Below are 25,761 nucleotides of genomic sequence, written 5' to 3'. Positions count from 1 at the left end.
TTGACAGTTGACAGTTGACAGTTGACAGTTGACAGTTGACAGTTGACAGTTGACAGTTGACAGTTGACAGTTGACAGACTAATAATTAATAACCATTAACCAATGACCAAAGTAATTTTCTTAGATGCCGCTGGCACACTATTTGACGTGCGCGGCAGCGTTGGCGAAGTGTACCAAAAATTAGCCAATAGTTTTGGAGTAACTGTTGACAGTGAACAATTAAATGCAGCATTTTTGCAAAGCTTCGTTGACTCAAATCCGATGGCATTTCCAGGGATAGAAGCGGCAAAAATTCCCCAATTAGAATTTGAATGGTGGCTGACAGTTTCCGCGAAAGCATTTCAAATAGCAGGCGTTTTCCATCAATTCTCAGACTTTCCAAATTTCTTTGCCGAACTCTACGCTCATTTTGCCACCGCCGAACCTTGGTTTGTCTATCCCGATGTATTCCCCGCCTTAAATAGGTGGCAGCAACAAGGAATTGAATTAGCCGTAGTCTCGAATTTTGATTCGCGACTTTATCCAGTATTAAAAGCACTCAATTTAGCAGAATATTTCACATCAGTCACAATTTCCACCGAAGTTGGTGCCGCAAAACCACAGTCTAAAATTTTTACCGCAGCTTTGCAGAAACATAATTGCCTTGCCGAGAATGTGTTGCATATCGGCGATAGTTTTAAGGCTGATTATTGTGGTGCTAAAAATTCTGGGTTAAAGGCAATTTGGTTGAATCGCCAGCAGGAAATACTAGATTTAGAAAAGTTTAATTTTCCGAAGGTAGAGGAATTTGCTAGTCTGGATTTTATCTAAATATGATTTTTATGATGTTAAGGTTATGATTTTTATGAATTGACTTTGAGAATTATTTATTGAATAATATGGATAATTTAACCGCAGAGGGCGCAGAGGGCGCAGAGGAAGAGAAGAGAGGGGTGATTTATATATCTGATTTTTACTGGGAAACTCTATGGAAACTCGACTTACTCAAGATCAGTTAGCACAGGTTGTCGCTGAAATCGATAGGTTATCAAACCAGCGTGATTTAGAATTGGGGACTGATCAGGTAAGAGAAATTTTACGGGAGTTGAATTTGCCTGATGAACTTCTGGAAGATGCGATCGCCCAAATGCACCGTCGCGAAGCCTTGGAAAAACAGCAGCGACGGAATCGTTGGATTGCGATCGCCTCGACAGTCGCTGTGATTTCGGCGATCGCGATCGGCATTCTATTCGGGCAAAATCGACAGCAGCAAAATGCTGGAGTTGCGTCAACAGAAGACAGGGTTTCGCTATCGAAAAAGGGTGGTGATAGCCTCAGTCAAGTCAATCGTCAAATCAATCCCCGCATCTACTACCAGGTGACGTTGAAAAATGCTCCGATCGGCAATCAGTTGTCTCTGCAATGCGACTGGACTAATCCGAGTGGTCAAATTGTTCATCAGAACAAGTATCAGACTCGCACGATCGATACATCAGTTTGGAATACTTACTGTTTTTATGACCTCGGATCTGCTTCCTTGCAGGGAAACTGGGAGGTTCGGATGTCTCTGGATGGGCGCGCGATCGGCAGTGAACCTTTCGTGGTGAAATAGATATGGGTGCGATCGGCAAACCTGCACATTTCATCGGCTATTGGGGACAAACGGATCTCACAAAAACCTTGCGCCGTTTAGTGCCAGACTACTGTATTCGATCGGGCAAATTATCCGAGTGGGCGATCGCCTCTGCATCAATCCTCGCGGCTGACACAGTGACGCTGAATGCTTGCGGGCGATTTCAACCGACGGATTTTCCGGGAGATGCTTGGGCTGGAGTGGAAACGGGACAGCTACGGCTGGGGCGCGATCCGTTTGGGCGCGTGCCGCTTTACTGGATTCAGTTGGCAAAAACGATTTGGTTTTCGACTCAAATGCAATTGCTGCTACCGCTGATTGATTCTCCTGAAGTGAGTCCGATCGCCCTACACAGTTATGCTTGTTTTTCCTATGTACCAACGCCGTTAACTGCGATCGAGCAAATTGCATCTGTAGCAGCCGGAACCGAAATCGTTTGGGAAATCGCCGATGTTCAGTCTCAGCCGAAAGTGAGATCGCTGAAATCAGCTTGGCAAGAAGCGCCGCAATTACTGCGGAGTGAAGATGAGGCGATCGCACAATTGCAAACGCTGTTACAACAGGCGATCGATCGACAGGTGGCTGATTTGCCGATCGACGAACCAGTAGGCGTTTTGCTATCAGGCGGCATTGATTCTTCCCTAGTGACAGCGCTGCTAGTCAAAGCAGGCTTGAAAGTCCGCGCCTATGCCCTCGATTTTGGTGTCGAAAGCTATTCCGAATTGCCCTACGCGCAACAGGTTGCCGACTTTTTCGGGATTCCGCTAATCCGAGTGGCGGCGACGGGCGATGCAGTGTTGCGCGCGATCGGGCCAACCGCCAAAGCCCTAGATTCACCCTACGGAGACGGCACAACAGCCCCGCTGTTTTTGCTCAAACAGGCGGCGGCGCAAGAGGTGCGAGTCGTATTCAATGGCGAAAACGGCGATCAGCTATTTGCCGGATGGACAAACAAACCCTTGATTGCTAACGGAGTTTACAGCGCAGAACATCCAGCCGGAAAAGAAACCTTTGAACAGCAGTATTTGCGGACATTCCAGCGATTTTATGGTTATGAAAAACAGATTTTTACGCCCAGTTTTTTATCAAAGAGGCTCGATCGCACTCAATCCCACGATTTAAGCGTTTACCTGCAAGATGCGATCGGTACCGACACCTGTCCCTCCCTGCTAGCCAAACTGCGGCGGGCTTCGCTGATGCTCAAAGGTGCCCAAAATATCCAGCCGAGGGCCACCGCATTGGGCTTTGCTTGCGGTTTGTGGGTGCGATCGCCCTTCTGCGACCCCGACCTCACGGACTGGACGTTTCAACTCCCTGGCGAGCTGCTACTGCAAGGTGCGTGCGAAAAATACATCCTCAAAAAAGCCTCCGAACGTTGGTTGCCACCGGAAATTGTCTGGCGGGAAAAACGCGGGATGGGTGTGCCGTTGAAGGTGTGGTATTACCGGGAGTTTTGGAGTGCGATCGGATCTCGGCTGAATCCGAATGTACTGCGATCGCAAAAATCCTGGCAACCGCATTTAGCCGACTCGATGTTATCGGGAAAACTCGGAGTTGCCATGCGCGATCGATACATTGGCAACAATCTCTGGTTGCTGCTGATGTGGCAAGCATGGCGAACCGAAGTTTTAGGCGAAATTCCAGTTAAGCGATCGCTGGATCATGTTTTTTGGTTGCCACCGGCGATCGGACAACGCATTTGGAAATATCGAAGGAGGTTAACAGTTGACAGTTGACAGTTGACTGTTGGCAGTTGACTGTTGACAGTTGACAGTTGATATGGTCGGGGCGGGTTTATAAATTTGTTGGCTTTGAATTTGAGAATACTGGTGAACCCGTCCCTACAAGATATGGAATTATATCAGAACAGATCCATCGGACTTGATATAACCTCCGTTACATCCGTTACATCCGCTACAAAATCCGTTGCCGAACTTCTTCCTTATGATTGAATCTCTGCTAAATAATGAAACCAAAATACATTCGCCGCCGTGCTCCGAAGCAATCGCCCAGCGACTGTTATCAACCTATGGTTCGCCGCTTTATGTGTATCAAGCCGATCGCCTGCGTGAAACCCTAGAACACATTACCCGATCGATCGACTATCCGCACGTTCAGTTTCATTTTGCCACAGTCACCAACGGCAATATTGCTTTGTTGCAACTGATTCAGCCAACTGGTTGGGGGCTGCACGCGAATACGCCCGGTGATGTTTTTTTAGGGCTGAAAGCGGGTTTTACGGGCGATCGCATTGTCTACACTGGCAGTAACCTCAACCGGGCGGATATTCAGCAACTGATTGAATGGAAGATCGATCGATTCAACTTCGATAGCCTGTCGCAACTCCAGGATTTTTGCGAATATTCGCGCAGTCAACCGCGATTAATCGATCCCGAAATTGGACTGCGGCTCAACTTACCCGAATTGACGGGAGACAGCCGCATCGGACTCAATCCCGCTGAATTTGAAAAAGCCCACGAAATCGCGCAGCAGCATGGTTTTAGCATCACGGGACTGCATTTTTATCGAGGGACTGGAACTAATGCCACTGGTGCTTTTACGCAAGTAATCGATCGCCTAATTGCGATCGCCCAACAGTTACCCGATTGGCGAATTCTCGATTTTGGGGGTGGTTTTGGCTATCCCTATCGAGGCGGTGCGGTGTTTGACTGGCGGGAGTTTGGTGCGGCGATTACTGAACGATTGAGTGCGCTATCTCGCCCGATAAAGTTGGTGATTGAACCGGGACGATCGGCGATCGCAGGTTGCGGTATTTTGCTAGCAAAAGTTGTGTCTGTGAAGTGGTTGGGCGAGCGGCAAATAGTCGGAGTCGATACCACTGTATCAAATCTATCAGTGCCTGCGGTACACGGAGGCTATCGGGCGATCGCAACTTGGGAAACCGGCGATGTATCGCGATACGAAACCGATATTTGCGGCAACACGACTTATTCGCGGGATTATTTGGGGCGCAATTGTTGGCTACCGAAACTGCAAATTGGAGATGCAATCGCCATTTTGGATAGTGGGGCTTACGGTTATGCGATGTCGTCGCATTTTCTGCACCGCCCGCGCCCTGCTGAAGTGTTGATTGATGCTAAGGGCGATCGATTAATTCGACAGCGAGAAGACTATTCCATCTTGTTAAACGGGCAAATCTTTTAAACCGAATTATTCATCTCTCTCTTCTCTTCCTCTGTGCCCTCTGCGCCCTCTGCGGTTAAATCATTCCGAAACAACCGTAAACGACATAAATCCATTAAATTAATCAGGAGTAACCGAAATGGGAATGAAATGCGTCCAGTGTAACACCGACAACAATTTGCGCGATCGTACCACCAACTCAGGGCGCTGTAAGAATTGCAACCATCCCTTTGTATTTGATCCCACTACTATCACCGATCAAAAAATCGCCTTCACCGATCCATTTTTCAAGAATGCGATCGCAGATATCTCCAGCCAAAATATGTTATTTTTTACGCCCAAACAGTTTTTGTATTTGATGGATAAACGGCTAAAAAATCGCACATCATCTAACCTCTGGAAGTGGACTTTAGAATATTTGATCCAGAGCTTGATAATTCTAATCATTGGCGGTTTATTCATGAGCTCTATTTTTTCTGATACTGTGGGATTTTTGATAGTGTGGACAGTTTTAAATATTATTTGGATTGGGGGATTTTTCGCGAAAAGCAAATCTACCGAGCAAAGTGCTCGCAACAGAAGAATTAATGCCACAAATTTACAAACTTTAGGAATAATGATGTTAGTAACAGGGATTTCAGGAAGCTTGATACTGAACTATGTCCCAGGATACATCGCAGCGATCGCCCTAGGACTATTTTCCTACTGGCTGGGCATTTCACAAAAAAATCGTCCACAGATAACTGGTGAAATATTTCTAGTCAATCAAGCCCAGAGTAATAAGTGGCTGCGAGACTGGCAAAGAGTAAACGGTACACTAGAAAAACTCCTCCCAGCACCTCGCCAAGAAGCTTTATCCGCCAGCATCGATCCCGAAATTAGCGCCTACAGTTTCGATCGCGCAATCATCTGCGACAGTGACGAAACCGCCCAATTCCTGATTGCCAACAACGTCCATTTTGAGAACAACTGCGCCATTCTCAGCATCAGCGGCTATCCCCAAAGCATCTTCGACACAGTAATTGAAATGCTGCGACGCAATGCTGATTTAAAAGTCTATGCACTGCACGATGCGAATCCTGCTGGAGTTAGTTTAGTGCATCAACTACGAACCAGTCCAAACTGGTTTGCAAATCAAGCCGTCACAATTTTTGATTTAGGCATTTCTCCCCGTCAAATCTTGGAAACCCGCGATATGTTTGTACAGCAATCTCAAACAATGGCACAAAGCACTCGTCAATTACCCGATGCTGTGAGGCAAGGTTTAACAGCAGAAGAACTCGCGTGGCTGGATGCCGGCAATTTTGTGGAATTAGAATCTTTTACGCCGCAGCGGTTGTTGCGGGTGGTGAATTATGGACTTGCTCAGAGTGGAGATCCACAGAGCAATGACGGCTTAATATTGGCCGGTGGTGCGGCGTATGGCGGCGGCTATGTGTTTGTCTCCGATAGTTTCGGTTAGGTTAGGGCGTGTTTTCAAACTTTGTAATCAGATAATAAACATGAACCCAAGAAGAAGTATTTTCATTTTGTGGCATTAACCTTCTGAATGTATTTTTTCATGCCATCCTAAACTGATGACTTTCAATCATGTCAGAGATATTATCATGCCCAAAACCGGGAATTAAAAGAATTTGCTTGGGATGAGGTGCTGCATCATAAAGCTTGGTATTGCTTAATCAGGGTATGAAAAAATAACCTTAAAATCCAAAAGCTTTGTGGGTACTGGTTTCTATGACGGGCATATTTAGCGCTTCATACCGTAAATCAGCAATGCCTAGATTTTTTAATTTCCCCCAAGTGGGGGAATTTTAGTTTAAATTGTGTGAAATTTGCCTTCAACTTTCTCTCGTCTGGTTTTGTTTGTGTAGGCCCGGACTTCTAACCGCCCGGACTTCTAACCGCCTGGACTTATTTAAGTCGTATACTCCGCATTAATCTTCACGTAGTCGTAACTCAAATCGCATCCCCAAGCTTTCGCAAAACCGCTGCCATTCCCGACACTAACCTGAATTAAAACCGTATCAGCCTTCAAATATTTCCCCTCCGCAGCCGCTTTCATATAATTACTTGCAGCAGCGCGATCGAACTCTTTAGGTTGTCCGTTTTCCATCATCAAAAAATCCCCCAATTGAATCCGCAAATTCTCTTGATCGAAAGATACACCAGCGCGCCCAGCCGCCGCCGCAATTCTGCCCCAATTCGGATCGCGTCCGAAAATAGCAGCTTTCACCAAGGAAGAACCGACAATTGTTTTGGCAATTTTACTCGCAGAAACTTCATCCACCGCGCCACTAACTTGCACTTCTACCAAACAAGTTGCACCTTCGCCGTCACGGGCGATCGCCTTTGCTAAATGTACGCACACTTCTGTCAGCATCGCCTCTAATTTTTCAGCATCTGCCCCCATTTCCGTAATTGCCGGTGTGCGAGATTGACCATTCGCCAAAGCAATTAGCGAATCGTTGGTACTGGTATCGCCGTCAACAGTAATTTGATTGAAACTTCTGTTAGCCGCCCGACTCAGCATTTCTTGCCATAAATGCGACGACACTGCTGCATCGCAAGTTACAAATGCCAGCATTGTTGCCATATTCGGGTGAATCATTCCCGAACCTTTGCAAATGCCGCCGATGCGGACGGGTCGATCGCCAAACATGGTTTCCAGGGCGATCGTTTTCGGCACTAAATCAGTCGTACAAATAGCCTTAGCCGCCGCATCAGAACCAGTTTCCGATGCCTCAGCAACTAATCGCGGAATTCCCGCCCTCAGCGGCTCCATTTTTATCCGCTGTCCGATGACGCCAGTGGAGGCCAAAAGAATTGATTCTGGAGGAATATTCAGCGCTTCTCCCAACAATTTGGCACTTTCGAGGGCATCTGCCAAACCTTGTTCGCCAGTAGCAGCATTAGCTTGTCCCGCATTGCACAAAATTGCTTTGGCGCTGGGTTTAGCTTGCAAACGCTGGCGGCAGTAGTCCACGCAAGCGGCCCGGACAGTGGAGGTTGTGAAGACTCCGGCGGCGATCGCCTCTACCTCTGACAAAATTAAACTTAAATCCGGCAAGCCTGAAGGCTTCAAACCCGCTGTAATTCCCGATGCTCGATACCCTCTGGGTGCTGTAACTCCGCCGTCAATTTTTTTCCAGTCCGACATGATGACCTCCCTAGTAGCCTTCAATCTGCTGAAAGGGGATTATATCAAGTTTCTCGGCACAAACGTCTTTTATTGTTTGTGATGTATACTTTTGAGGCTATCCAACTCTCGTTTAGCTCACCCTTTACTCAAACGGCTCTCTATACAAGCAGTACGATCGAGATATTACCAATTCCTAATTCCCAATTCCCCATAAAACTAATCGCGGCTTCCAATCTAGAGTTAGAACTCAAGAAGAAGTCGCGACGGTTTTGTAATTGACATTATTAATTTTTAGCTAGCAAACAACAAACTCGATTCAACTATCTCGCGGTTGAAAAAAGGAGTTATTTGCGATCAATACTCGCTGGAGAACCAGCATCTAAACCAACTTCAGCAGCCACACGGCTCAGCATCGATTCCTGACGGTTTTTGACGACGTGTTGATGGCGCATCATCAGGTTGCGGGCTTGTTCTTGAGTTGACATAACTGATTTCTCCAAATTATAGGTAATAACTGCGTAGGCAATTGTCGAAATTGAGCTGACCCTAGCTCATAGTGGCGTTGCTGCGATCGTAACTGGCTTGAAAGCTGGGCTGCGGTTTGCCTTGAATGTGACCCCAGTAGTGCGTATCTTCCATCCCGACTTCGGTGGCGGTGCGGTTGAGCATGGATTGCTGCCGGTTCTTCACCAGTTGGTGGTGGCGCATCATCAGAGAGCGAGCTTGATTTTCGGTAGACATAGGGGGTTTCTCCGTATTCTTTAGATTAATGTTGGGCTGTTTTTTTCTTCTCTTCTATCACTATAACAGACAATTCTGTATCTAAAGCTACCAAATTGAAATTGTCACAAAACTTTACAATGGGGCTATGGGGCGAGAATCTCGATCGAGGTTGCAGGGAGTGCGATCGAGCTTTGGCTAGTTGATTCAGGCCCAACCTCAAGCAGCAGTTGGCAAAATTTGACAATATTCATCTTCTAAAAGCCACATTTTAGCGACTACCTAATTGCCAAGGGCAAAAATAACTTTATAGTTTGGTTCAGAGTTATATAGCAATCCTAAATCATTTTCAATAACTGGTTCCCAGGCTCTTGGCCTGGGAAACCCATGTCCAGAGGCTCTGCCTCACCTGCGAAAATGGAGGCAGAGCCTCCGGATCTGCGTTACCAGGCAGAGCCTGGTAACGAGTAGTCCCACAAATCATTTAGGATTGCTATAGATACAGAATTTTGCCTCTCAATGGAGTCGAATTTGCCTTAGTTAACAGTAAATTTAATAAGTAGCGAATCACAATTAGATTTACAATGATTAAGCAGCTATGCTCAAGCATAGTCAAGTTTTTTGTAGTCAACTAGATAATAGAGTTGAGCCAAAGTGAATCGCTCTCGCCATCCTCTAAAAGCGAGCTTTATTTGTTGGTAAAAATAGATTAAGCCTCAGCAGCCTCCCCACAAAAAAGAGCGATCGTCCTCCCCTAGAAAAACAATCGCCCATTCACATATAATTTCAATTAACATCAAGTCCCGCCCTTAAGAAACTATGCTGTACCCACAATTCCAGAGATCCCCCTAGTCTCTTTTTCAGGAGGATGCCACGGGGAGCGAAAGGCTCTGACGTTAGTTTTTCAAGTTGTGTGTACAGGGTAGCCCTTAAGAAATGCGTGCCGGGGAATAAGCGGTCCTAATCATCAAACAGTAGACTGGTACTACATAAGACGTTAAGTTGACACGAATGCTACTCGGCGACTTCAGCTTCCGCTTCCGCTTCAGGTGCATCTGGCACATCTTGCTTGATTGTCAAATAGCGAATCACTTCTTCGCTCAGACGCATCGCGCGCTCCAGAGGAAAAATTGCAGCGCCCGGAGCTGTATAGTTCATTTGAACGTATACTCCGTCGCGGTGCTTGCCGATTTCGTAAGCCAAGCGACGTTTGCCGCGGTGCTGAGTTTCGATATTTTCAGCACCTTGATCGCGCAAAATAGTTTGATATTTCGTGATCGCCTGGTCAGTCATTTCTTCACCCAAATCAGGGCGCAGAATGTACATTGTTTCGTAAATAAACGGTTTCATGGCAATAATCCCCTTATGGACAACAAGGCTTCTCACGAAGCAAGGACTTATCATCATATCCCAACAATGAACAATCTCAAAACTAAAAAACCAAATTCCCCAAACAACACTCCCTCGCCGTGGAGCACCCTGTGGACGTACACCATCATGAGCGCGATCGCACTTTTAATGCTCTTCCCCCTGCTGTGGCTGCTGAGTACCTCCCTCAAATCCCCAAGCGAAAACATCTTTCAATATCCCCCGCAACTGTGGCCACAACAGCCAACCCTCGAAAACTTCATCAAAGTGTGGCAAACCAACCCCTTCGGCCGCTACCTGTTCAACAGCACCCTAATTGCCTGCCTCACAGTTAGCATCAACGTCCTCTTTTGCGCCCTCGCCGCTTACCCCTTAGCCAGACTCAAATTTCGCGGCCGCGAAGCCATCTTAATCACAATCATTTCCACAATCATGATTCCCTTCCAAATAGTCATGATTCCCCTATACATATTGACAGTACAACTCGGACTAAAAAATAGTTATTTAGGCGTAATCTTTCCCGCACTAGCCTCAGCCTTCGGCATATTTTTATTACGACAAGCATTCCTAGCAGTTCCCAAAGAACTAGAAGAAGCCGCCCGCATCGACGGCTGCAGCGAATTAGGCATTTGGTGGCACGTCATGATTCCGGCAATTAAGCCAGCTTTAGTCACCCTAGGAATTTTCGTATTTATCGGTTCTTGGAGCGACTTTCTGTGGCCGCTGCTAGTTTTAGACAGGCCGGAATATTACACTTTACCTTTAGGCGTAGCCAATTTAGCCGGGACATTTTCCTTAGATTGGCGTTTAGTTGCCGCGGGTTCCATTATTTCTATAGTTCCAGTTTTAGGACTATTTTTGCTCTTGCAAAAATACATTGTGCCAACAGAAACCGCCGCTGGAGTCAAAGGATAGAATCAACACAAAAAATCGGCGTTTATCCGCGTTCATCTGCGGTTAAAAATTAAAATCTTTTGAACTCACCACTCACAAAATTTATTTTTTATGTACGAACTGCCAGACATCCGCTGGATTATCGATCGCGCTGGGGTTGTAGATACGATCGTAGCATTTGCCAATGCGATCGATGCCCAAGACTGGCAAAAATTGCGCTCGCATCTAGCAGACGAAATAGATATCGACTATTCCGAATTTCGAGGTGAAACTCCCCGACGAGTAACCGCAGAAGAATACATAAAACAGCGCGTAGAAGGTCTTGCCGGTTTGCGAACGCTGCACGTCAGCACAAATCACGAGGTAACTATTAAAAAGGATGCTGCCAAATGTAAGTCTGTGTACCGCATTTATCGACTTGACCCCGAGCGCGAAGCGGGACAGAATCGGCTGGATACAGGAGGTAACTATTTTCACTCCTTGATTCAAACAGACAGACATTGGCTAATCACAGGAATCAAGCAAACTGTGGTAATTGTCAGCCACAATCCTGAAGTACATGGCGCTTTACCGGGCAGATAGCAATGAAATCTCATTCACAACTGAAATGCGAACTGATTTTTCATAACTAAAAATTTCCTCCTACCTGGGAGTGAAAACTGCACTGGGGTAAGCAATCCGCTTGTGATTGAACTGTTCCCAAACCCGCACAAAAATCTCCGCAATTAGAGACATATCCTCCCGCGTTAAATCCGAATCAATCAACTGATTATCCTGCCAACGAGCTCGCAAAATCCGATTAACCATATTCAAAGCCTCTTCATGAGTAGCATCCTTGAGCGATCGCAAAGCAGCCTCGCAAGAATCTGCCAGCATCAAAATCCCGGTTTCCCGCGACTGCGGAATCGGCCCATCGTAGCGAAAATCCTCCTCCCTCACTTGGCGACTTACGATCGTTAACTTTGAATTATCCGCATCTGGCAAAGCAATCTTTAAATCTTCTATTTCTTTTGCAGCAATTTGCTGCGCTTGGTGGTAGAAGTAAGCAATTAACATTGTACCTTGGTGCTCGGGAATAAACGCCTGAATTGCCTTCGGCAATCGATGCTTCCGCGCCATCACCAAGCCCTCGCTAACGTGCTTTTTAATAATCTCAGCGCTCGCCCAAGGGTCATTAATTTCATCGTGTTTGTTACCCCCGCCCATTTGATTTTCACAGAATCCGAGCGGGTCGTGCATTTTTCCAATATCGTGGTATAATGTCCCAGCTCTGACCAGCTCAACATTGCAGCCGAGTTCCCGGGCTGCAGCCTCCGCCAAACTCGCCACAAACAGCGTGTGCTGAAAAGTCCCCGGAGCCTCGGCAGCCAATTTCTTCAACAGCGGGCGGTTGGGATTGGCAAGTTCCGCCAGCCGGATCGGGGTAATCAAGTCAAAAACGTGTTCCAAATAAGGGCTGATGCCGATCGCCACAACGCTCCAAGCCAAACCGGCCAAACTTTGCGCGCCCACAGTACCGAGAACGACGTACCAAATCGCACCGGCAGCCGCACTGGCAATCAAAGTCCCCACCAGATAAACCGAGCCCTGAGTCAAGCCCACAGCCACGCCCAAGAGAGCCAACTCCTCGCGCGATCGCAGCCGCCCGGCCATAAAAGCGCCCAGCAATCCCCCCGCCGCGCTAGCCACCAAATGAATCAACTCCACATTTAAGCCAACCGGCAGCAGCGCCGACAGCAGCCCCACCACAGTGACTCCTACCGCCGAACCGTAGAAGCCACCCGCTAAAATCCCGATCGCGGGCAAACTCGTCCAAGGCAGCCCCAAACTCACCAGCACCGGCGCGCTCAAAGTCAGCAGCAGCAACAGCAAATGATCTCTCCGGCGCAAGCGGTAGTGCCTTTCTACCAGCAGCACGATCACAATTGCCCCCGATACTAAACACACGAACCCCGCCAGCCCCAGCCAATTCACCCCCCGCCGGCTCAAACCAAAATAGTCCAGCAACACGAAATCTTGCTGCGATATCTCTTTTCCTTCTGCAACAATTATCTCGCCCTGATCTACTGCGATCATCACCGGTTTCACCTTTTGCGCCGCTAATTCCGCTAGCTGTTTGGTTTCCTCCCGATCTCTCACCAGATTTGGCTGCAAAATCGCACTTAAACCCTCCACCGCCAAAGCTTGGGACTCTAACGGCACTTCATCAGCCACTTGCAGCTTCACAGCTTCTTTCAAAATCTCTTTTGGCAAGCCCTGCGGGATACCTTGAGCCACCATCCTTTTTGCCGCCCGACTCATACCCGTTTGGGTTTTCTGCCAAGCTGCATCCGACAAATCAAACAGCGAAGTATCGTAAATCTGGGGCAGCCCCAAAACCGACGGTTTTCCCAGCGCCTCCACAGCATTGAGATAGCGCTGGCGAGCAGAGGAAATACTGTCTGTCAGGCTTTGAAACTCTGCCGCCCGGACCGATCGGCTGTAAGCTTGCAGTTGAGCGATAGCATCTTGCTGAGACTTGTTATCTGTTGCCCCAGCAATTGCCGGGGAATCCAAACTCAATCGCTCGGAAGTTGCCCTTTTGTCACCCGCTTGCGCCAAAATCGAGCGCCACTCCCACTCGGGACAGCCCCGCAAGTAAACCTGAACCGCAAGTGAGAGCGCCGAGGTGCTCGCAAACGGAAACGGGCCTACCGCCTCCCGTAGCTCGCTTCCCTGCTGCAAAAATTGTTGCAATTCTTGATAAATTTGTCGATCGACCGCCGAATCCAGCATTAATATCGCTACAGCCCCTGTCCGCGCTGCTTTCCGCTGTTCTTCAGTAGTTTTGTAATCGGGGACGCTAGCAGTAGCAGGAGCCTTAATCGTCTGAGGAGCTTTCGTCCCCACATCCAGTTTCGGCTGGTTGTAGAAGCGGTGGCCCAGAGTGCTGCTTAGGGAAACTACCGCTACCAGCGCCAACATAGGGGAACGAGCTTGATTTTTGAGGCTTGATTTGGAGGTTTTACTTGTAAATTTAGTAGTAAAAGTCTCGGGAAGAATCCATTTCGGGCGCGACAAACGGCTCAGGAGAGGCCCGCCAGCGCGTGAGGTATCTGCTTTGCTGCTGCCATTTTGCACTTTAGCAATGTGTTGGCGCAGTGAGCGCGCAGCCCCTAGCTGCTCAATCTGTCGCATCAATGAGGAGATCGTATTCATTATATGTCGAAGATATGTTCACTGTTATCCAGCAGCCTTTTGACATACTCCCCGTCGTAAACGAGCGGGGATTCTTGACACTTCAACGAGTCCTGCTACCAAGGTAGTCTTACAGTCCCTCCATGTCCGTTTAGAGTCTCCTAATGCCCTATGGCGACTAATATGTATCGTTTTTTTTGGGAATATTAACAATACTTTTGTTTTGCTTCCAGGTTGGATTTTAACCATTGCCCTTCAGTCTTTCCCTATTACTGGAGCAGTCCCGGTTTCAACTCTGATGAGTATATATCGCTGCACTCTTAGGTGGGGATTTCAACCACTTAAATTATCGCACAAAGCCGGCCACTGAAGAAGGGGCTTGTATCCCCATTTCTCGGTCAGAAATTCTGACTGTGCATCTTGATTGAGTGTATCCGAATTGCCGTACCTGAATATTTAACCGCGCCAGCTACTTTGCCTGAATGTCGCCAGCAGTTCGGTTTGCTAAGAAGTAGCCAACCAGCCAGCAGTGTCATCAAGCTTCGGCTGCTTCTTTCGAGTCCTTGTCTATCTCGAACAGTTCGCGGGCGCGAGGGCTAAAAACCCGATTTATCCGTAGATTCCTGGTTTTAAAACCCAACATTTTCCTATAAACTGGGTTTTGGGAGTCAAGATAGTCAGATTTTATTTTTAAATTTTTAATTGCCGCTTTCCTTCCGCTTTCGCTTTTGACTGGTTAATTGCCCATTTCTCATTATTAATTAATTTCTAGTTTACCCTCCCTTTTTCAAGCTCAAAACGTTATATTTTGCGAGGTCTAATCACATAAGGTGCAGCCACAGCGCGGGCTAGCGCTGCCGAATTCATGCCCGCAGAAGGGTTGTAAACTCCCGCCCACACCGCAAACAAATTATTTGCTAACTCCACAATTTTGGCATCGCTGCCGATTCCCCAGAGCGAGGGTTCTCGGCCGTCGGCTAGCTGCTGCGAATTAACCTGAGCCGAAGATACCTGTCGCCATTCTACAGGAATCGCACCAACGCCGTTATAGGCTCCAGACAAAGCTCCTGTCAAAGCGCAGGTTATTTGTCCAGTTATGCCACAGCGGGCAGCACGCACCACTGACAAGCGCAAGTCTTCTGGGGTGTTCAAAAAGCAGTAGAAAGCTAAGGCAATGGGAATCAAATTTTCTGGGTTGACAATTGACTCGGTTTGTAATTTTTTTTCACCTTCGCCCTGTCTTTCTCGCAAAGCTGTCGCGCTTTTGCACAGATGAGTGGCGGCTGTTTCTAAATCGGCTCCTTTTTCTAGTAGTATTTGCACTTGCAGCAGCAGCTCTGTTAAGGCATTATCTGTTTTCAGGTAGGCAAGTGTTTGCTCGATCGCTGTCGCGGGGTCAAGTCTTTGTTTGAGCGATCGGGCGATCGTATATGCTACTGCTAAAATTGCTGTTTCCCATTCTGGCTGGTTTTCGTTGTGCCAAACCTCTATCGCCAGCATGATTTTTTCTCGCAGCTTGGCTTTATTTTCGTGAAAAAACATCGCGGATGGCAGCGCAGCAACGGCAGCTTCACAAGGGTTAAGCAGGCTTTGAAACTCACTGCTTCGCGGATCGTAGATTTCGGAATTGGCAAATGCTTCCCAAGTTTCGCGCCAATCTTTTAAATCTAAACCCCTACACCGAATTAAACTTTGAGCACACGCTACCGCAAGTCTCCCGGATGCGGATGAGTCTTTGCCACTTGGGATTTTACTGTTGACAGAATTCAAGGCCAATGTTGCCCCTCTTAGGGTCAATTGTTGGTGTTTCGTCAGTTGTAAAATCGGCTGCAAGTCTTCTGTTTGGGGAGGAATACCCACGATTTGCCTCTGGTATTGCAGGCCTATAGAGTCTCCTAAAACTGCCCCCAGGATGGTTCCTTGAAACTTGCTCAACAGGGAATGCCGCATTTGAATTTAACTCAAGTTGTTAGTAATTGGTAATTGGTAATTGGTAATTTAGAATTCTTCCTGCTGTGCTTCTTTGCCTAACTCTTGTGATTAATTTGAATTTAACCCAAACATATAAGGGCTGGTTTTCCATCTAAAACCTGCCCTCATCCGATCGCGAAAATCGGTCAATTTTTAATTTTTAATCAGGTAAGTAACTAGAGCTTGCAGCCCCAGCCGATAACTTTCTGAGCCAAAACCGCTGATTTGCCCGATCGCCACTGGTGCGATATACGAGTGGTGTCGAAAAGCTTCCCGCCGATAAATATTGCTCAGATGAACTTCCACCGCAGGGATATTCACTGCGGCGATCGCGTCTCTAATTGCCACACTCGTATGAGTATAAGCTCCAGGATTAATTAATAAGCCTTGGTGCTGCCCTAACATCAAGTGAATTGCATCCACCAAGACCCCTTCATGATTCGACTGCTGAATTGAGACTTTCACCTGGAGGGCTTGCGCTTCTCGTTCTAGCAACTCGTTGATATCATTTAAAGTCGCAAGACCATAAACTCCAGGTTCTCGCTGACCCAATAGATTCAGATTGGGGCCGTGAAGTACCAGGATATTTAACAATTTTTTAAATTCCAGCGCCACAAAACTTTGAGTCTTGACTTAAATTCGATCGCCAAGATCAAATCTCAAACCCAGTCTCAACTATCGGCGATGCCTAGGTTGGTTAACTGGAATAGGAATCGGTTGCAGTTCCGGTTGAGCTTCGGGACTCAGCAGTCCTTCTATCAACTTGCGAACCCATTTTTCAATTTGTTCCAGCACCTTTTCAATGTTTTCCATTGAACGGATAGCTCCTTTTTTTATAGTCTAGACTGCTAAACCGACGGCTAAATTTCTGAAACATAAGCAAGCGCGACTTTGAAACCAAAGGTCAAACTTGCTGTCTCGCTTGCTGGTTGTTTTCAGCAAAGGAGAGATTTCAGTATCTTTGCCAATCAGTCCTATCTTATTATCATAACGAATCTTTACAGATAAGCAAGAGGTTATCGGAAAATTGCGAAACAATCTGGGTTTACAAACTATTAAATAAAGATTAAGCTTACTGCTAATGGTTGACAATTTACACAGCGTTGGATACTTTTTACGCTTTTACCAACAATAATTGACGCCGGAGCCGATCGAGCGCCGTACAGCTACTGAGATGCCGAATCCAATCGCGGCCTCGCGCATCGCCAAAACGGTATTCAAAACTTTCTGTCACGCCGTCAGGGCCGGATAAACCGACATAAACCAGTCCCACAGGTTTAGCGTCTGTACCGCCTCCTGGCCCCGCGATGCCTGTAATGCTCAATCCCCAATCGGTATTGAGCCTCGCGCGCACTCCCGCGGCCATTTGTTTGGCTACTTGCTGGCTGACTGCGCCGAATTCGGCTAAATCTTGCGGATTAACACCTAATAATGATTCCTTAACCTGATTGTCATAAGAAATAATCCCGCCCCAAAAATAGCTCGAACTGCCGGGAACAGAAGTCAGCATCGCCCCCAATCCTCCTCCAGTGCAGGATTCAGCCACACTCAGAGTTTCCCCGACCAACAGCAACAATTTGCCTACTGTCGAAGGGAGGGTATCGGTATCGGCACCGTAACAGTCTAGGCCAGTAATCTGCTGCAATTGTTGTTCGATCGGCTCAATTAACTTTTTCGCAGCCGCTTCCGAGTCAGCGCGGGCAGAAATCCGCAATTTGACTTGGCCGTGATTGGCGTAGGGAGCCACAGTAGGATTAGTTAAATGCAGAAAAGATTCTACTTTTTCCGCCAGCGCCGACTCAGCAATTCCCCAAAATTTCAACGTGCGACTGAAAATAGTGGCGCTGCACCAGCCGCCATTTTTCAGGAAAGGAACGGCGGTTTCTCGCCACATCAAGTGCATTTCCGCCGGTACGCCGGGAAATGTCATTACTGTCAGGTTAGAAACCGGCTGCCAAATAATCCCCGGTGCCGAACCGCAGCGGTTCGGCAGAATGTCCGCACTTTCTGGAATTAAAGCTTGTTTGCGATTGCTGGGACTCATGGTGCGTCCCCGCAGGGCAAATTTTTGTTCGATATCGGCGATAATTTCCGGTTTTTCGATTAAGGGAACTCCAAAGAAATCGGCGATTGTTTCGACTGTGAGGTCGTCTGGTGTCGGGCCGAGGCCTCCTGTGAAGAGTAAAAGTTGCGATCGACCCACAGCGATTTGCAATACTTGTTTGATGCGTTCTGGATTGTCCCCCACCACGGTTTGATAGTAGTGAGGGATTCCCAAACTCGCTAATTCTTTCGCTAAAAACTGAGCGTTGCCATTAAGAATATCTCCTAACAGCAATTCAGTGCCAACACAAATAATTTCAGCAACCATTAGTTATTGGTAATAGGGCATTGGGCATTGGGCATTGGTAATAGGGCATTGGGCATTGGGCATTGGGCATGGGCAATTGCTAATTAGTAATTGCTAATTAGTAATTGGTAATTGGTAATTGGTAATTGCTAATTGGTAATTGCTAATTGGTAATTGGTAGTAAATGACTACTGTCAACTGTCAACCCTTCGACAAGCTCAGGGCAAGCTGCCAACCATCAACTGTCAACTGTCAACTGCCAACTGTCAACTGTCAACTGTCAACTGTCAACTGTCAACTGTCAACTGTCAACTGTCAACTGACTATCGAGCGTGTCTCCAAACTTTCCAGCTAGCGTATCCCAGCAAACTTGTTGCACCCATAGCGTAAATTACGCCGCTTGGAACCGAAAAAGCTAGGGCTAAACTCCCTACCCACAGTGTCAGCGAGTAAATAAATAAAACCGCAAATTTATGGGAGAGTCCGGCTTCTAGAAGTCGGTGGTGGAGGTGGCGCTTGTCAGCAATAAATGGTGATTTGCCGTTGCGGAGTCGATCGAGAATCACCGCCGACATATCTAAAATCGGTACAGCTAAAATTAAATATGGCAGCAACACAGAAGTAACAGCCGTAGTTTTAACTAACCCAATTACTCCCACTCCAGCGAGAGTAAACCCGATAAAATAAGCCCCGCCATCTCCCATAAAAATTTGAGCCGGATTGAAATTGTAGCGCAGAAATCCCAAGGCCCCGCCAGCTAAAGCCGCTGCAATTAGGGCCGCGGCTGGTTGGTGCATCGACAGACTGACTATCAGCATTACAACTGCTGCAATACCTGAAACTCCGGCTGCTAAACCGTCCAAACCGTCAATCCAGTTTATGGCGTTAGCCATGCCGACAAGCCAAATCACGGTAATTGGCAAGCTCAGCCAGCCAATATTTGTCAGTCCCAGGGAGGGAACTGTGAGAAACTCAATTTGTACGCCCGCGTACCAAACGATGCTGGATACGCCAATTTGCATGAGCAAACGTTTTACGGCCGAGAGCGAAAATAGGTCATCTGCTAAACCGATGAGGAAGAATCCGATGCCGCCGAGGGTGACTCCCCAAATTTCGTATTCGTCTTTGGAATTGAGAACTTGTCCGTTAGCATCGAGGAAGCCTCCTGAGAGCCAGACAAATAAGAGGGCAGTGAGAGTGCCGAGAAAGATGGAAACTCCTCCCAAGCGCACCATCGGGCGCTTGTGGACTTTTCGCTCGCCTGGCCGATCGACTCGCCCGCTTTTGAGACCAATTTTTTTGACTATTGGTGTACTCCAGAGGACGATGCTCGCAGAAACCAGGAAAGCGAGTATGTGGTACAGATACTGATACGGCATCTGAAATCAATTTTAAATAGTGCGGGGCAATTAGGCTGTCAGGCAGAGTCTACTACATTTCAGATGGCTTATAACAAGGAAACATCTTGAAGAGCGACTGGGGGTTTGGGAGTCGGAGATTTGCCGCAATGGCAGTTGCCCTGGGGCGAATTGTCAGGTTTTTCATTCATAACTCTCGAATTAACGATTTGAAATATCGACTCTTTCGCGAGCAAAAAAGTTGATATTTGGCGAGCGGGCCCTGTTGAGCGGTATCTTTCGCAACCGACAAATACCGTTAGTCAAACCAGCCCCGCCCGACAAATATCTTTACTAAAAACCGTATGGGCGATCGATATTTTTGGTGAAAACCGCTTGTCAATATCGCTATCGGCAACTATCAATCTTTTCCTGCTCTTTTACCGTTTTACCCGTACACTTCCAACTACAAATTTCCCATTGCCGATCAGGAAAATTAAGCTAATGCCGGCACTTTTAAGAACAAGTGGGGATATAATGGGAAGCGATCGCACAGTGCTGCTACTCGACGCAGGCAGTCGGCTGCGACGCTTTCATCATCTGGATTTAGCAGGCGATCGGCAATAATATTACCAATTTCGGTAAATTCAGTAGTTCCCATGCCCCTGGTTGTCATCGCCGGCGAACCGAGTCTCAAACCGCTGGTGACAAAAGGCGATGCTGGATCGAAAGGCACGGTATTTTTATTAGCAGTAATATTCACACCGCTAACTAATTGGTCGGCTCGCTTGCCTGTCATGTTTGCCGATCGCAAATCTACTAGCATTAAGTGATTGTCCGTGCCGCCGGAAACGAGTTTTAAACCCCGCTGCTGCAACTGTGCAGCTAAAGCCCGCGCATTTTCTATTACTTGACCGGAATAAGTTTTAAATTCGGGTTTTAATGCTTCGCCGAAAGCTACTGCTTTGCCCGCAATAACGTGTTCTAAGGGGCCGCCTTGAGTGCCGGGGAACACTGCTTTGTCGAACTTTTTGCCTAATTCCGGGTCATTAGTCATAATCAAGCCGCCGCGGGGGCCGCGTAGGGTTTTGTGAGTGGTGGTGGTGACTGCGTGACAGTGGGCGAGGGGGCTTGGGTGGTGGCCTGTGGCGACTAACCCGGCGATGTGGGCGATGTCGGCGAGCAAGTAGGCTCCGATTTCGTCGGCGATCGCTCTAAACTTTTCAAAGTCGATAATTCGCGAATATGCTGAATAGCCGCAAATCAGCAATTTTGGTCGGTTTTGTTTCGCCAGTGCCAAAATTTCGTCGTAGTCAAGCTGTTCTGTTTCTTTGTTAACGCCGTAGTGAAAAGCTTTGAACCATTTGCCGGAGACGTTGACGGGGGAACCGTGGGTCAAGTGTCCGCCGTGGGACAAATCCATGCCCATAATTGCGTCTCCAGGCTCTAGCAAGCTCAAAAACACTGCAAAGTTCGCTTGAGCGCCGGAGTGGGGCTGGACGTTGGCGTGAGCTGCTCCAAAGAGCTGTTTGGCGCGATCGATCGCAATTTGCTCGATGCCGTCAATAAATTCGCAGCCGCCGTAGTAGCGTTTGGCTGGCAGTCCTTCAGCGTATTTATTGGTCAGCACTGAGCCTTGAGCTGCCATTACGGCTGCGGAGGTGAAGTTTTCGCTGGCGATCAGTTCTAGGTGGTCTCGCTGCCGCTGGAGTTCTTGCCCGATTAAATCGGCAATCTGCGGGTCGGTTTTGGAAAGCAAGTCTAAGTTAGTGTCGGTCACAATAATCAACCTCTTGACAATTTTGGGATTGCGAATTGGGGATCTTTTACCCTACTACGGATTTCGCACGATTGATACAAATATTACATTGTGTTCGGGTTAAGCGGTTTGTCCCAAGTTCCTGACATACAATGAAATTACTGGTGTGAAACCTGCCGGAGGTATCAAATGTTAGTTATTCTAATGGAAAATCAGATGCTTGCCCCTCAGTGTGTTTGCCAAGGTTGTGTGCTCGCCGATCGCACGGGCCAACCTCGCTGGAGCGGTGGAGAGCTTCGCTGCGGGCATCCAGTTGCTAAACCTACGGAAAATTTGCCCGATCGGTACGAGTGTCAAATGGGCTTCGTCATTGCCAATATTAAATAATCATGGGGCATCGGGCATCGGGCATCGGGCATCGGGCATCGGGCATCGGGCATGGTGACTATTGAACCCGACTCGATCTAAGTACCCCTGAATCTACTCGGCTCTGAGTGTGGGAAAATTCCGGGCGAGTCGGAACACAAACCCTGCTGCGTTATGCTGAGTGTAACGGGAATTGATAGTTAATCGATCGACTCAGGAGAGTTCATTATGACTTGGCGCGGATCTACAACTGTTCCAGACCGGATTTTTGCTTCTTTGCCTTATTTGCTGCCACTGATTGACGGGCTGGGGTTTGGCAGGTATCTGTTTGCACAGTTTCCTGTCCTGCAACTGTTTTTGATCCCGCTAACTCCGTTGCTTCAACTTTATAGGGTGCCCTTTGCTAGCTTGATTATCTTCTTTGCCCTATATTTAGGAGTAGTTAGAAACGAAAACATCAGTCACTTCATTCGTTTTAATGCGATGCAGGCGATTCTTTTAGACATTGTTTTGATGCTGTGCGGTCTAGTTTTGCCGATTTTTTCAAAAGGCGTCCAAGTCGCATTTATTGCGGAAACTCTGTATAACATGGTGTTTTTGGGCGCTTTTGCTGCATTTGTCTATGCAGTCGTGCAGTCGCTTTTGGGACGCTATGCAGAGATTCCTCCGCTTTCGGATGCTGTTTATATGCAGGTACGTTAGTCAGTTGGCAGTTGGCAGTTGACAGTTGACAGTTGACAGTTGACAGTTGTTAGTTGTTGGTGATAATTACCAATTACCCATTACCCATTACTAATCACTACTGTATTTTCAAGACTGCCGATGCCTTCAATTTCGATGCGGACTCGATCGCCTATTTGTAGCGGCCCTACTCCTTGCGGTGTTCCAGTCAGTATCACATCGCCGGGAATTAGGGTCATTATTTGACTGATGTAGGAGACAAGAAAGTCTGGCGAAAATACCATGCGATCGATCTGGGATGACTGTACCGGTCGATCGCTCTCATTGACAAAAGTCTGCAATTGTGCAGCAGGACTCAGTTCGCGGACAATCCAAGGCCCCAAGGGACAAAAAGTATCGAACCCTTTGGCTCTGGCCCACTGGTTGTCCCGCTTTTGCAAATCTCTGGCTGTTACGTCGTTGGCGATAGTATAGCCCCAAATTTTGCTGTGTGCTTGTTCGGGAGTGCAGTTGGTACAATGTTCGCCAATTACCAGGGCCAATTCTCCTTCGTAGTCTACCCTTTCCGACTGCTGCGGATAACGAATCGCTGCACCTGCGGGGATGACTGCACTCGGAGGCTTGAAAAACAGCAGGGGTTCTTCCGGTACTGGGGTTCCCATCTCGGCGGCGTGATCGACATAATTTTTGCCTACGGCTACAATTTTTGAGGGAGAACACGGGGCGAGAATTTGGTAAGTATCTGGTGAAAGTTCCAAATCGGTTGGTTGTCCTTTTAACCAGGGCGGTGCATCAAATACTTGCACACTGTGGCTGAGTTGCAGTAAACCGTAATGGATGTGTCCTTGTGTTGTTTTAACTCGAACGTAGCGCTGGGCCATACTATTTTAGATTTTAGATTTTAGATTCTAGATTCTAGATTAAGAGGATATAGGCATAATTGCGGAAAATTAATTTGTTTATGCCCGTTTAAGATTTTCGCTGTGCAATTTTGCAACCGCTTTCCGTGCAAATTCCGTGCAGCGGTTTATCCCACGAGTCAACTGGTAGTTGGGCCAGCAAGGCAAATTCAAAGATAATGCCGATCGTAATTTTTGATTCCCACTCAGGTAAACTGAACATTCTGTCGTAATAGCCGCCGCCGTAGCCCAAGCGATAGCCGCGAACATCGCAGCCTACAGCGGGTACGAGCATTAAATCTACTTCTGAGCAATCTATTTTAGGAGCATCCGGCAGGGGTTCAAGTATGCCATAAGCTCCAGTATGTAAAGCATCTCCGGGCTGCCAGATGTGCCAAGATAGCTCTTTGCCGACACAGCGGGGAAATCCCCATTTTTTAGGGGTGAGAATGGCATTTGTGGGACAGGCATCTTGCCTGTCTCCAGAATTGAGCAGGCAAGATGCTTCCTCCACAGAAGATGTAAATAGGGGACTTAAATCTGGTTCTTGACGACAACTGAAGTAGGCGAGGATTGTTTTTGCTGGGGTGAATAGGGGCGAGTTTTGCAGATGATTGCAGATGCTCGCGCTATTTTTTCTCCATTCTTGTGTTGATAGGGAGTTGCGGGTGTGGAGGAGCGATTTTCTTAATTCGGTTTTAGTTAATGAAGGTTTAGGAGTGTTCATATTTTCGATCGAATCTCTCGTTTGACTTCGAGTCCGACAGGGGTTGAGAACCCCTGTTTCACAGCGAAAGTCCTCTAAAAGAGGACTACAATTAATTGCATTTTCATCACATTCTGTAGTCGGTTTTAACCGACTTTAGCTTTGAGGCAGGGGTTTCAACCCCTGCCGGAATGTCGGAAAGTATCAACAAACTGGATTTGATATTACATATTGTCTTACCACAGGACAAACGCCAAATAGCGTTTCATTCTCCTGTTCTTCTATTTCAACTAACGATCGCCTGCCCAAAGATTGCAGCCCGTTGAATAACTCCGAGGGCGATAAATCGGCATCTTGTAGCAATTGCTCTATTGAAACTGAATTTGCTTCGCGGCTGAGGCGGCAGATGAGGTTTTTCTCTAATTCGGACAAACGATTTATCTGCGGGTGCAATGTTGCTGCCAATTCTTCCCCTAAGAATAGCATATCATATTTCAAAAATTCTGCAACCCTACCTCGGAATATTTCTTGAATAGTGGTGGCGACTATTTTTAACCACAATGGATTGCCTTCATAGGCGTTAATTAGGTTTTCCCATGTTTCGGGATTGAGTAATTTTTTTTGTCGGAAAATTTCGGCTGCTGCTGTACCTATGCCTTTGAGTTGTAAGCTGCGAACTGGTAAATTTTCACCTTTTAAGGCGGTAATTTCTCTGGGAGGTTCCCAACTGTTGAGGATTAAACAACTGTTGTGGGTTGTTTCTCCGATTTGTCTGAAGAGGATGCTGTAATTTTCGCATTCGGGGCGGTAATTTCCTGCTAGTTGTCCGCTGCTGAGAATGGTTTGCACGTCGTCGAGGATGATGAGACAGCGGTTTTTTCGCAGATATTCCATTAACAGGGAAAGGCGATCGGGGATGCTGCTAGGGAGTTCGATTTCTGGTTTATTTAAGAGAAATTCTAGGATATTTTTTAGGGTAGTTTCTAACGGTGGGGAGTGGCGGAGACTTCGCCAGATGACGTATTCAAAGTTATGCTGAATTTGTGGAATGAGGTGGAGGGAAAGTGCGGTTTTGCCGATGCCGCTGAGTCCTGATATGGCTGCGAGGTTGCACTTTTCTTGGACGATCCATTTTTCCAGGGTGGCGAGTTCGGATGTGCGATCGGACAATGATGAAATATGAGGTGCGTCTGCTAAGTCTAGTCGGGTTTGGGGTTGGGAGGTGTCTGAGGTGGGGGCGGAGGGCGATCGGGTTTTTGGGATTTCGGGAGCTTGCAAACTATTATCACAGACATTTACATTACCAATCTGTAAAGAATTTTTTCCATAATTTGAAAAGTAGGCAAATTGCGACCTCTCCAATGCCGACCTAAAATTTAATTTATTGACATTTTCACCTAATACATCTGAGAGTAGTTGCCATAATTCCGATGCGACATTTCTGACATGACCTTCTGTGCAGTGAGATTCTTCTGCAATTTTAGAGTATCTTTGACCTTTCCATACACCCAGCAGGATAGCTTTTTGCAGATCCTCCAAATGTTCTCCCGTCTTGGCGAAAACCATGTCATCGGCAAATCTCAAGACTTCTTGAACGTTCATTAGTCAGGTAGGCGCGAAAGTTTTGCCTATTTTATC

Annotated in this window: 23 protein-coding genes; 9 read left to right on the top strand and 14 right to left on the bottom strand. The window is 47.3% G+C overall.

Annotated features, from left to right (window positions below):
• Positions 1-102 precede the first annotated feature (102 nt).
• From QUA44_RS25105 to QUA44_RS25085, 5 genes are all read left to right on the top strand, one after another.
• Positions 103-810, top strand: a complete 708-nt coding sequence (locus QUA44_RS25105; RefSeq protein ID WP_333255277.1) for an HAD-IA family hydrolase — start codon at positions 103-105, stop codon at positions 808-810.
• Between the two features lie 157 nt (positions 811-967).
• Entirely contained in the window at positions 968-1,591 is a 624-nt protein-coding gene (locus QUA44_RS25100) for a DUF3859 domain-containing protein (RefSeq protein ID WP_333255279.1), read from the top strand.
• 2 nt (positions 1,592-1,593) lie between these two features.
• On the top strand, positions 1,594-3,348 hold the full coding sequence (locus QUA44_RS25095; protein WP_333255281.1) for an asparagine synthetase B family protein: 1,755 nt from the start codon (positions 1,594-1,596) through the stop codon (positions 3,346-3,348).
• A gap of 208 nt (positions 3,349-3,556) precedes the next feature.
• Entirely contained in the window at positions 3,557-4,777 is a 1,221-nt protein-coding gene (locus QUA44_RS25090) for a decarboxylase (RefSeq protein WP_333255283.1), read from the top strand.
• A gap of 124 nt (positions 4,778-4,901) precedes the next feature.
• A complete protein-coding gene (locus QUA44_RS25085; protein ID WP_333309989.1) occupies positions 4,902-6,218 on the top strand; it encodes a hypothetical protein in 1,317 nt (438 codons plus the stop codon).
• A 453-nt stretch (positions 6,219-6,671) separates the two neighbouring features.
• Here the strand turns inward: QUA44_RS25085 and argJ are convergent, their stop codons facing one another.
• The 4 genes from argJ to rpsF all read right to left on the bottom strand — a co-directional run bounded on the left by argJ (position 6,672) and on the right by rpsF (position 9,965).
• On the bottom strand, positions 6,672-7,913 hold the full coding sequence (argJ, locus tag QUA44_RS25080; RefSeq protein WP_333255287.1) for a bifunctional ornithine acetyltransferase/N-acetylglutamate synthase: 1,242 nt from the start codon (positions 7,911-7,913) through the stop codon (positions 6,672-6,674).
• A 326-nt stretch (positions 7,914-8,239) separates the two neighbouring features.
• Positions 8,240-8,380, bottom strand: coding sequence for a hypothetical protein (locus QUA44_RS25075; protein WP_015176121.1), 141 nt, complete (start codon positions 8,378-8,380; stop codon positions 8,240-8,242).
• A 61-nt stretch (positions 8,381-8,441) separates the two neighbouring features.
• The gene (locus QUA44_RS25070; RefSeq protein ID WP_006631905.1) at positions 8,442-8,636 is read right to left on the bottom strand and encodes a hypothetical protein; all 195 of its coding nucleotides are present in this window, start codon (positions 8,634-8,636) and stop codon (positions 8,442-8,444) included.
• Positions 8,637-9,629: 993 nt separating this feature from the next.
• Complete coding sequence (gene rpsF, locus QUA44_RS25065) at positions 9,630-9,965, bottom strand: 30S ribosomal protein S6 (RefSeq protein ID WP_333255289.1); 336 nt, start codon at positions 9,963-9,965, stop codon at positions 9,630-9,632.
• Positions 9,966-9,980: 15 nt separating this feature from the next.
• On the opposite strand from rpsF, the gene QUA44_RS25060 reads away from it, so the two are divergent.
• Entirely contained in the window at positions 9,981-10,898 is a 918-nt protein-coding gene (locus tag QUA44_RS25060) for a carbohydrate ABC transporter permease (RefSeq protein ID WP_333309987.1), read from the top strand.
• A 90-nt stretch (positions 10,899-10,988) separates the two neighbouring features.
• Positions 10,989-11,459, top strand: a complete 471-nt coding sequence (locus QUA44_RS25055; RefSeq protein ID WP_333255292.1) for a nuclear transport factor 2 family protein — start codon at positions 10,989-10,991, stop codon at positions 11,457-11,459.
• Positions 11,460-11,519: 60 nt separating this feature from the next.
• Here QUA44_RS25055 and QUA44_RS25050 read toward each other — a convergent pair whose 3' ends face one another.
• The 7 genes from QUA44_RS25050 to glyA form a co-directional block, all read right to left on the bottom strand.
• Positions 11,520-14,075 (bottom strand): HDIG domain-containing metalloprotein, encoded by a 2,556-nt coding sequence (locus QUA44_RS25050; protein WP_333255294.1) that lies wholly within the window; start codon positions 14,073-14,075, stop codon positions 11,520-11,522.
• A 780-nt stretch (positions 14,076-14,855) separates the two neighbouring features.
• Positions 14,856-16,004, bottom strand: coding sequence for an ADP-ribosylglycohydrolase family protein (locus QUA44_RS25045; protein ID WP_333255296.1), 1,149 nt, complete (start codon positions 16,002-16,004; stop codon positions 14,856-14,858).
• 174 nt (positions 16,005-16,178) lie between these two features.
• Complete coding sequence (aroQ, locus tag QUA44_RS25040) at positions 16,179-16,619, bottom strand: type II 3-dehydroquinate dehydratase (RefSeq protein WP_333255330.1); 441 nt, start codon at positions 16,617-16,619, stop codon at positions 16,179-16,181.
• 81 nt (positions 16,620-16,700) lie between these two features.
• Complete coding sequence (locus QUA44_RS25035) at positions 16,701-16,838, bottom strand: hypothetical protein (protein ID WP_265234438.1); 138 nt, start codon at positions 16,836-16,838, stop codon at positions 16,701-16,703.
• A gap of 301 nt (positions 16,839-17,139) precedes the next feature.
• Positions 17,140-18,396 carry a competence/damage-inducible protein A gene (locus tag QUA44_RS25030; RefSeq protein ID WP_333255298.1) on the bottom strand — a complete coding sequence of 419 codons (1,257 nt, stop codon included), beginning with the start codon at positions 18,394-18,396 and terminating at the stop codon, positions 17,140-17,142.
• A 302-nt stretch (positions 18,397-18,698) separates the two neighbouring features.
• A complete protein-coding gene (locus QUA44_RS25025; protein ID WP_333255299.1) occupies positions 18,699-19,754 on the bottom strand; it encodes an MraY family glycosyltransferase in 1,056 nt (351 codons plus the stop codon).
• A gap of 454 nt (positions 19,755-20,208) precedes the next feature.
• Positions 20,209-21,492 (bottom strand): serine hydroxymethyltransferase, encoded by a 1,284-nt coding sequence (gene glyA, locus QUA44_RS25020; protein WP_333255301.1) that lies wholly within the window; start codon positions 21,490-21,492, stop codon positions 20,209-20,211.
• Between the two features lie 168 nt (positions 21,493-21,660).
• On the opposite strand from glyA, the gene QUA44_RS25015 reads away from it, so the two are divergent.
• Entirely contained in the window at positions 21,661-21,858 is a 198-nt protein-coding gene (locus QUA44_RS25015) for a hypothetical protein (RefSeq protein ID WP_332983033.1), read from the top strand.
• A gap of 207 nt (positions 21,859-22,065) precedes the next feature.
• Positions 22,066-22,539 carry a Tic20 family protein gene (locus QUA44_RS25010; RefSeq protein ID WP_333255303.1) on the top strand — a complete coding sequence of 158 codons (474 nt, stop codon included), beginning with the start codon at positions 22,066-22,068 and terminating at the stop codon, positions 22,537-22,539.
• Between the two features lie 80 nt (positions 22,540-22,619).
• Here QUA44_RS25010 and QUA44_RS25005 read toward each other — a convergent pair whose 3' ends face one another.
• The 3 genes from QUA44_RS25005 to QUA44_RS24995 form a co-directional block, all read right to left on the bottom strand.
• Positions 22,620-23,399, bottom strand: coding sequence for a fumarylacetoacetate hydrolase family protein (locus QUA44_RS25005; protein ID WP_333255305.1), 780 nt, complete (start codon positions 23,397-23,399; stop codon positions 22,620-22,622).
• Positions 23,400-23,487: 88 nt separating this feature from the next.
• Positions 23,488-24,144, bottom strand: a complete 657-nt coding sequence (locus QUA44_RS25000) for a 5-formyltetrahydrofolate cyclo-ligase (protein ID WP_333255307.1) — start codon at positions 24,142-24,144, stop codon at positions 23,488-23,490.
• 183 nt (positions 24,145-24,327) lie between these two features.
• A complete protein-coding gene (locus QUA44_RS24995) occupies positions 24,328-25,725 on the bottom strand; it encodes an NB-ARC domain-containing protein (protein ID WP_333255309.1) in 1,398 nt (465 codons plus the stop codon).
• Between the last annotated feature and the right edge of the window lie 36 nt (positions 25,726-25,761).

Origin of the sequence: Microcoleus sp. N9_A2 (assembly GCF_036701775.1) — a bacterium.
In the GTDB taxonomy this organism is placed as follows: Bacteria; Cyanobacteriota; Cyanobacteriia; order Cyanobacteriales; family Microcoleaceae; genus Microcoleus.
Note: the sequence above shows the minus strand (reverse complement) of the source record. Positions and strands in the feature narration are given on the sequence as shown.

What these genes read in the sequence shown, in the direction of transcription:
- QUA44_RS25105 (WP_333255277.1), top strand. Translation starts at nt 103, where the DNA reads ATGACCAAAGTAATTTTCTTAGATGCCGCTGGCACACTATTTGACGTG.
- QUA44_RS25100 (WP_333255279.1), top strand. Translation starts at nt 968, where the DNA reads ATGGAAACTCGACTTACTCAAGATCAGTTAGCACAGGTTGTCGCTGAA.
- QUA44_RS25095 (WP_333255281.1), top strand. Translation starts at nt 1,594, where the DNA reads ATGGGTGCGATCGGCAAACCTGCACATTTCATCGGCTATTGGGGACAA.
- QUA44_RS25090 (WP_333255283.1), top strand. Translation starts at nt 3,557, where the DNA reads ATGATTGAATCTCTGCTAAATAATGAAACCAAAATACATTCGCCGCCG.
- QUA44_RS25085 (WP_333309989.1), top strand. Translation starts at nt 4,902, where the DNA reads ATGAAATGCGTCCAGTGTAACACCGACAACAATTTGCGCGATCGTACC.
- argJ (WP_333255287.1), bottom strand. Translation starts at nt 7,913, where the DNA reads ATGTCGGACTGGAAAAAAATTGACGGCGGAGTTACAGCACCCAGAGGG.
- QUA44_RS25075 (WP_015176121.1), bottom strand. Translation starts at nt 8,380, where the DNA reads ATGTCAACTCAAGAACAAGCCCGCAACCTGATGATGCGCCATCAACAC.
- QUA44_RS25070 (WP_006631905.1), bottom strand. Translation starts at nt 8,636, where the DNA reads ATGTCTACCGAAAATCAAGCTCGCTCTCTGATGATGCGCCACCACCAA.
- rpsF (WP_333255289.1), bottom strand. Translation starts at nt 9,965, where the DNA reads ATGAAACCGTTTATTTACGAAACAATGTACATTCTGCGCCCTGATTTG.
- QUA44_RS25060 (WP_333309987.1), top strand. Translation starts at nt 9,981, where the DNA reads ATGGACAACAAGGCTTCTCACGAAGCAAGGACTTATCATCATATCCCA.
- QUA44_RS25055 (WP_333255292.1), top strand. Translation starts at nt 10,989, where the DNA reads ATGTACGAACTGCCAGACATCCGCTGGATTATCGATCGCGCTGGGGTT.
- QUA44_RS25050 (WP_333255294.1), bottom strand. Translation starts at nt 14,075, where the DNA reads ATGAATACGATCTCCTCATTGATGCGACAGATTGAGCAGCTAGGGGCT.
- QUA44_RS25045 (WP_333255296.1), bottom strand. Translation starts at nt 16,004, where the DNA reads ATGCGGCATTCCCTGTTGAGCAAGTTTCAAGGAACCATCCTGGGGGCA.
- QUA44_RS25035 (WP_265234438.1), bottom strand. Translation starts at nt 16,838, where the DNA reads ATGGAAAACATTGAAAAGGTGCTGGAACAAATTGAAAAATGGGTTCGC.
- QUA44_RS25030 (WP_333255298.1), bottom strand. Translation starts at nt 18,396, where the DNA reads ATGGTTGCTGAAATTATTTGTGTTGGCACTGAATTGCTGTTAGGAGAT.
- QUA44_RS25025 (WP_333255299.1), bottom strand. Translation starts at nt 19,754, where the DNA reads ATGCCGTATCAGTATCTGTACCACATACTCGCTTTCCTGGTTTCTGCG.
- QUA44_RS25015 (WP_332983033.1), top strand. Translation starts at nt 21,661, where the DNA reads ATGTTAGTTATTCTAATGGAAAATCAGATGCTTGCCCCTCAGTGTGTT.
- QUA44_RS25010 (WP_333255303.1), top strand. Translation starts at nt 22,066, where the DNA reads ATGACTTGGCGCGGATCTACAACTGTTCCAGACCGGATTTTTGCTTCT.
- QUA44_RS25005 (WP_333255305.1), bottom strand. Translation starts at nt 23,399, where the DNA reads ATGGCCCAGCGCTACGTTCGAGTTAAAACAACACAAGGACACATCCAT.
- QUA44_RS25000 (WP_333255307.1), bottom strand. Translation starts at nt 24,144, where the DNA reads ATGAACACTCCTAAACCTTCATTAACTAAAACCGAATTAAGAAAATCG.
- QUA44_RS24995 (WP_333255309.1), bottom strand. Translation starts at nt 25,725, where the DNA reads ATGAACGTTCAAGAAGTCTTGAGATTTGCCGATGACATGGTTTTCGCC.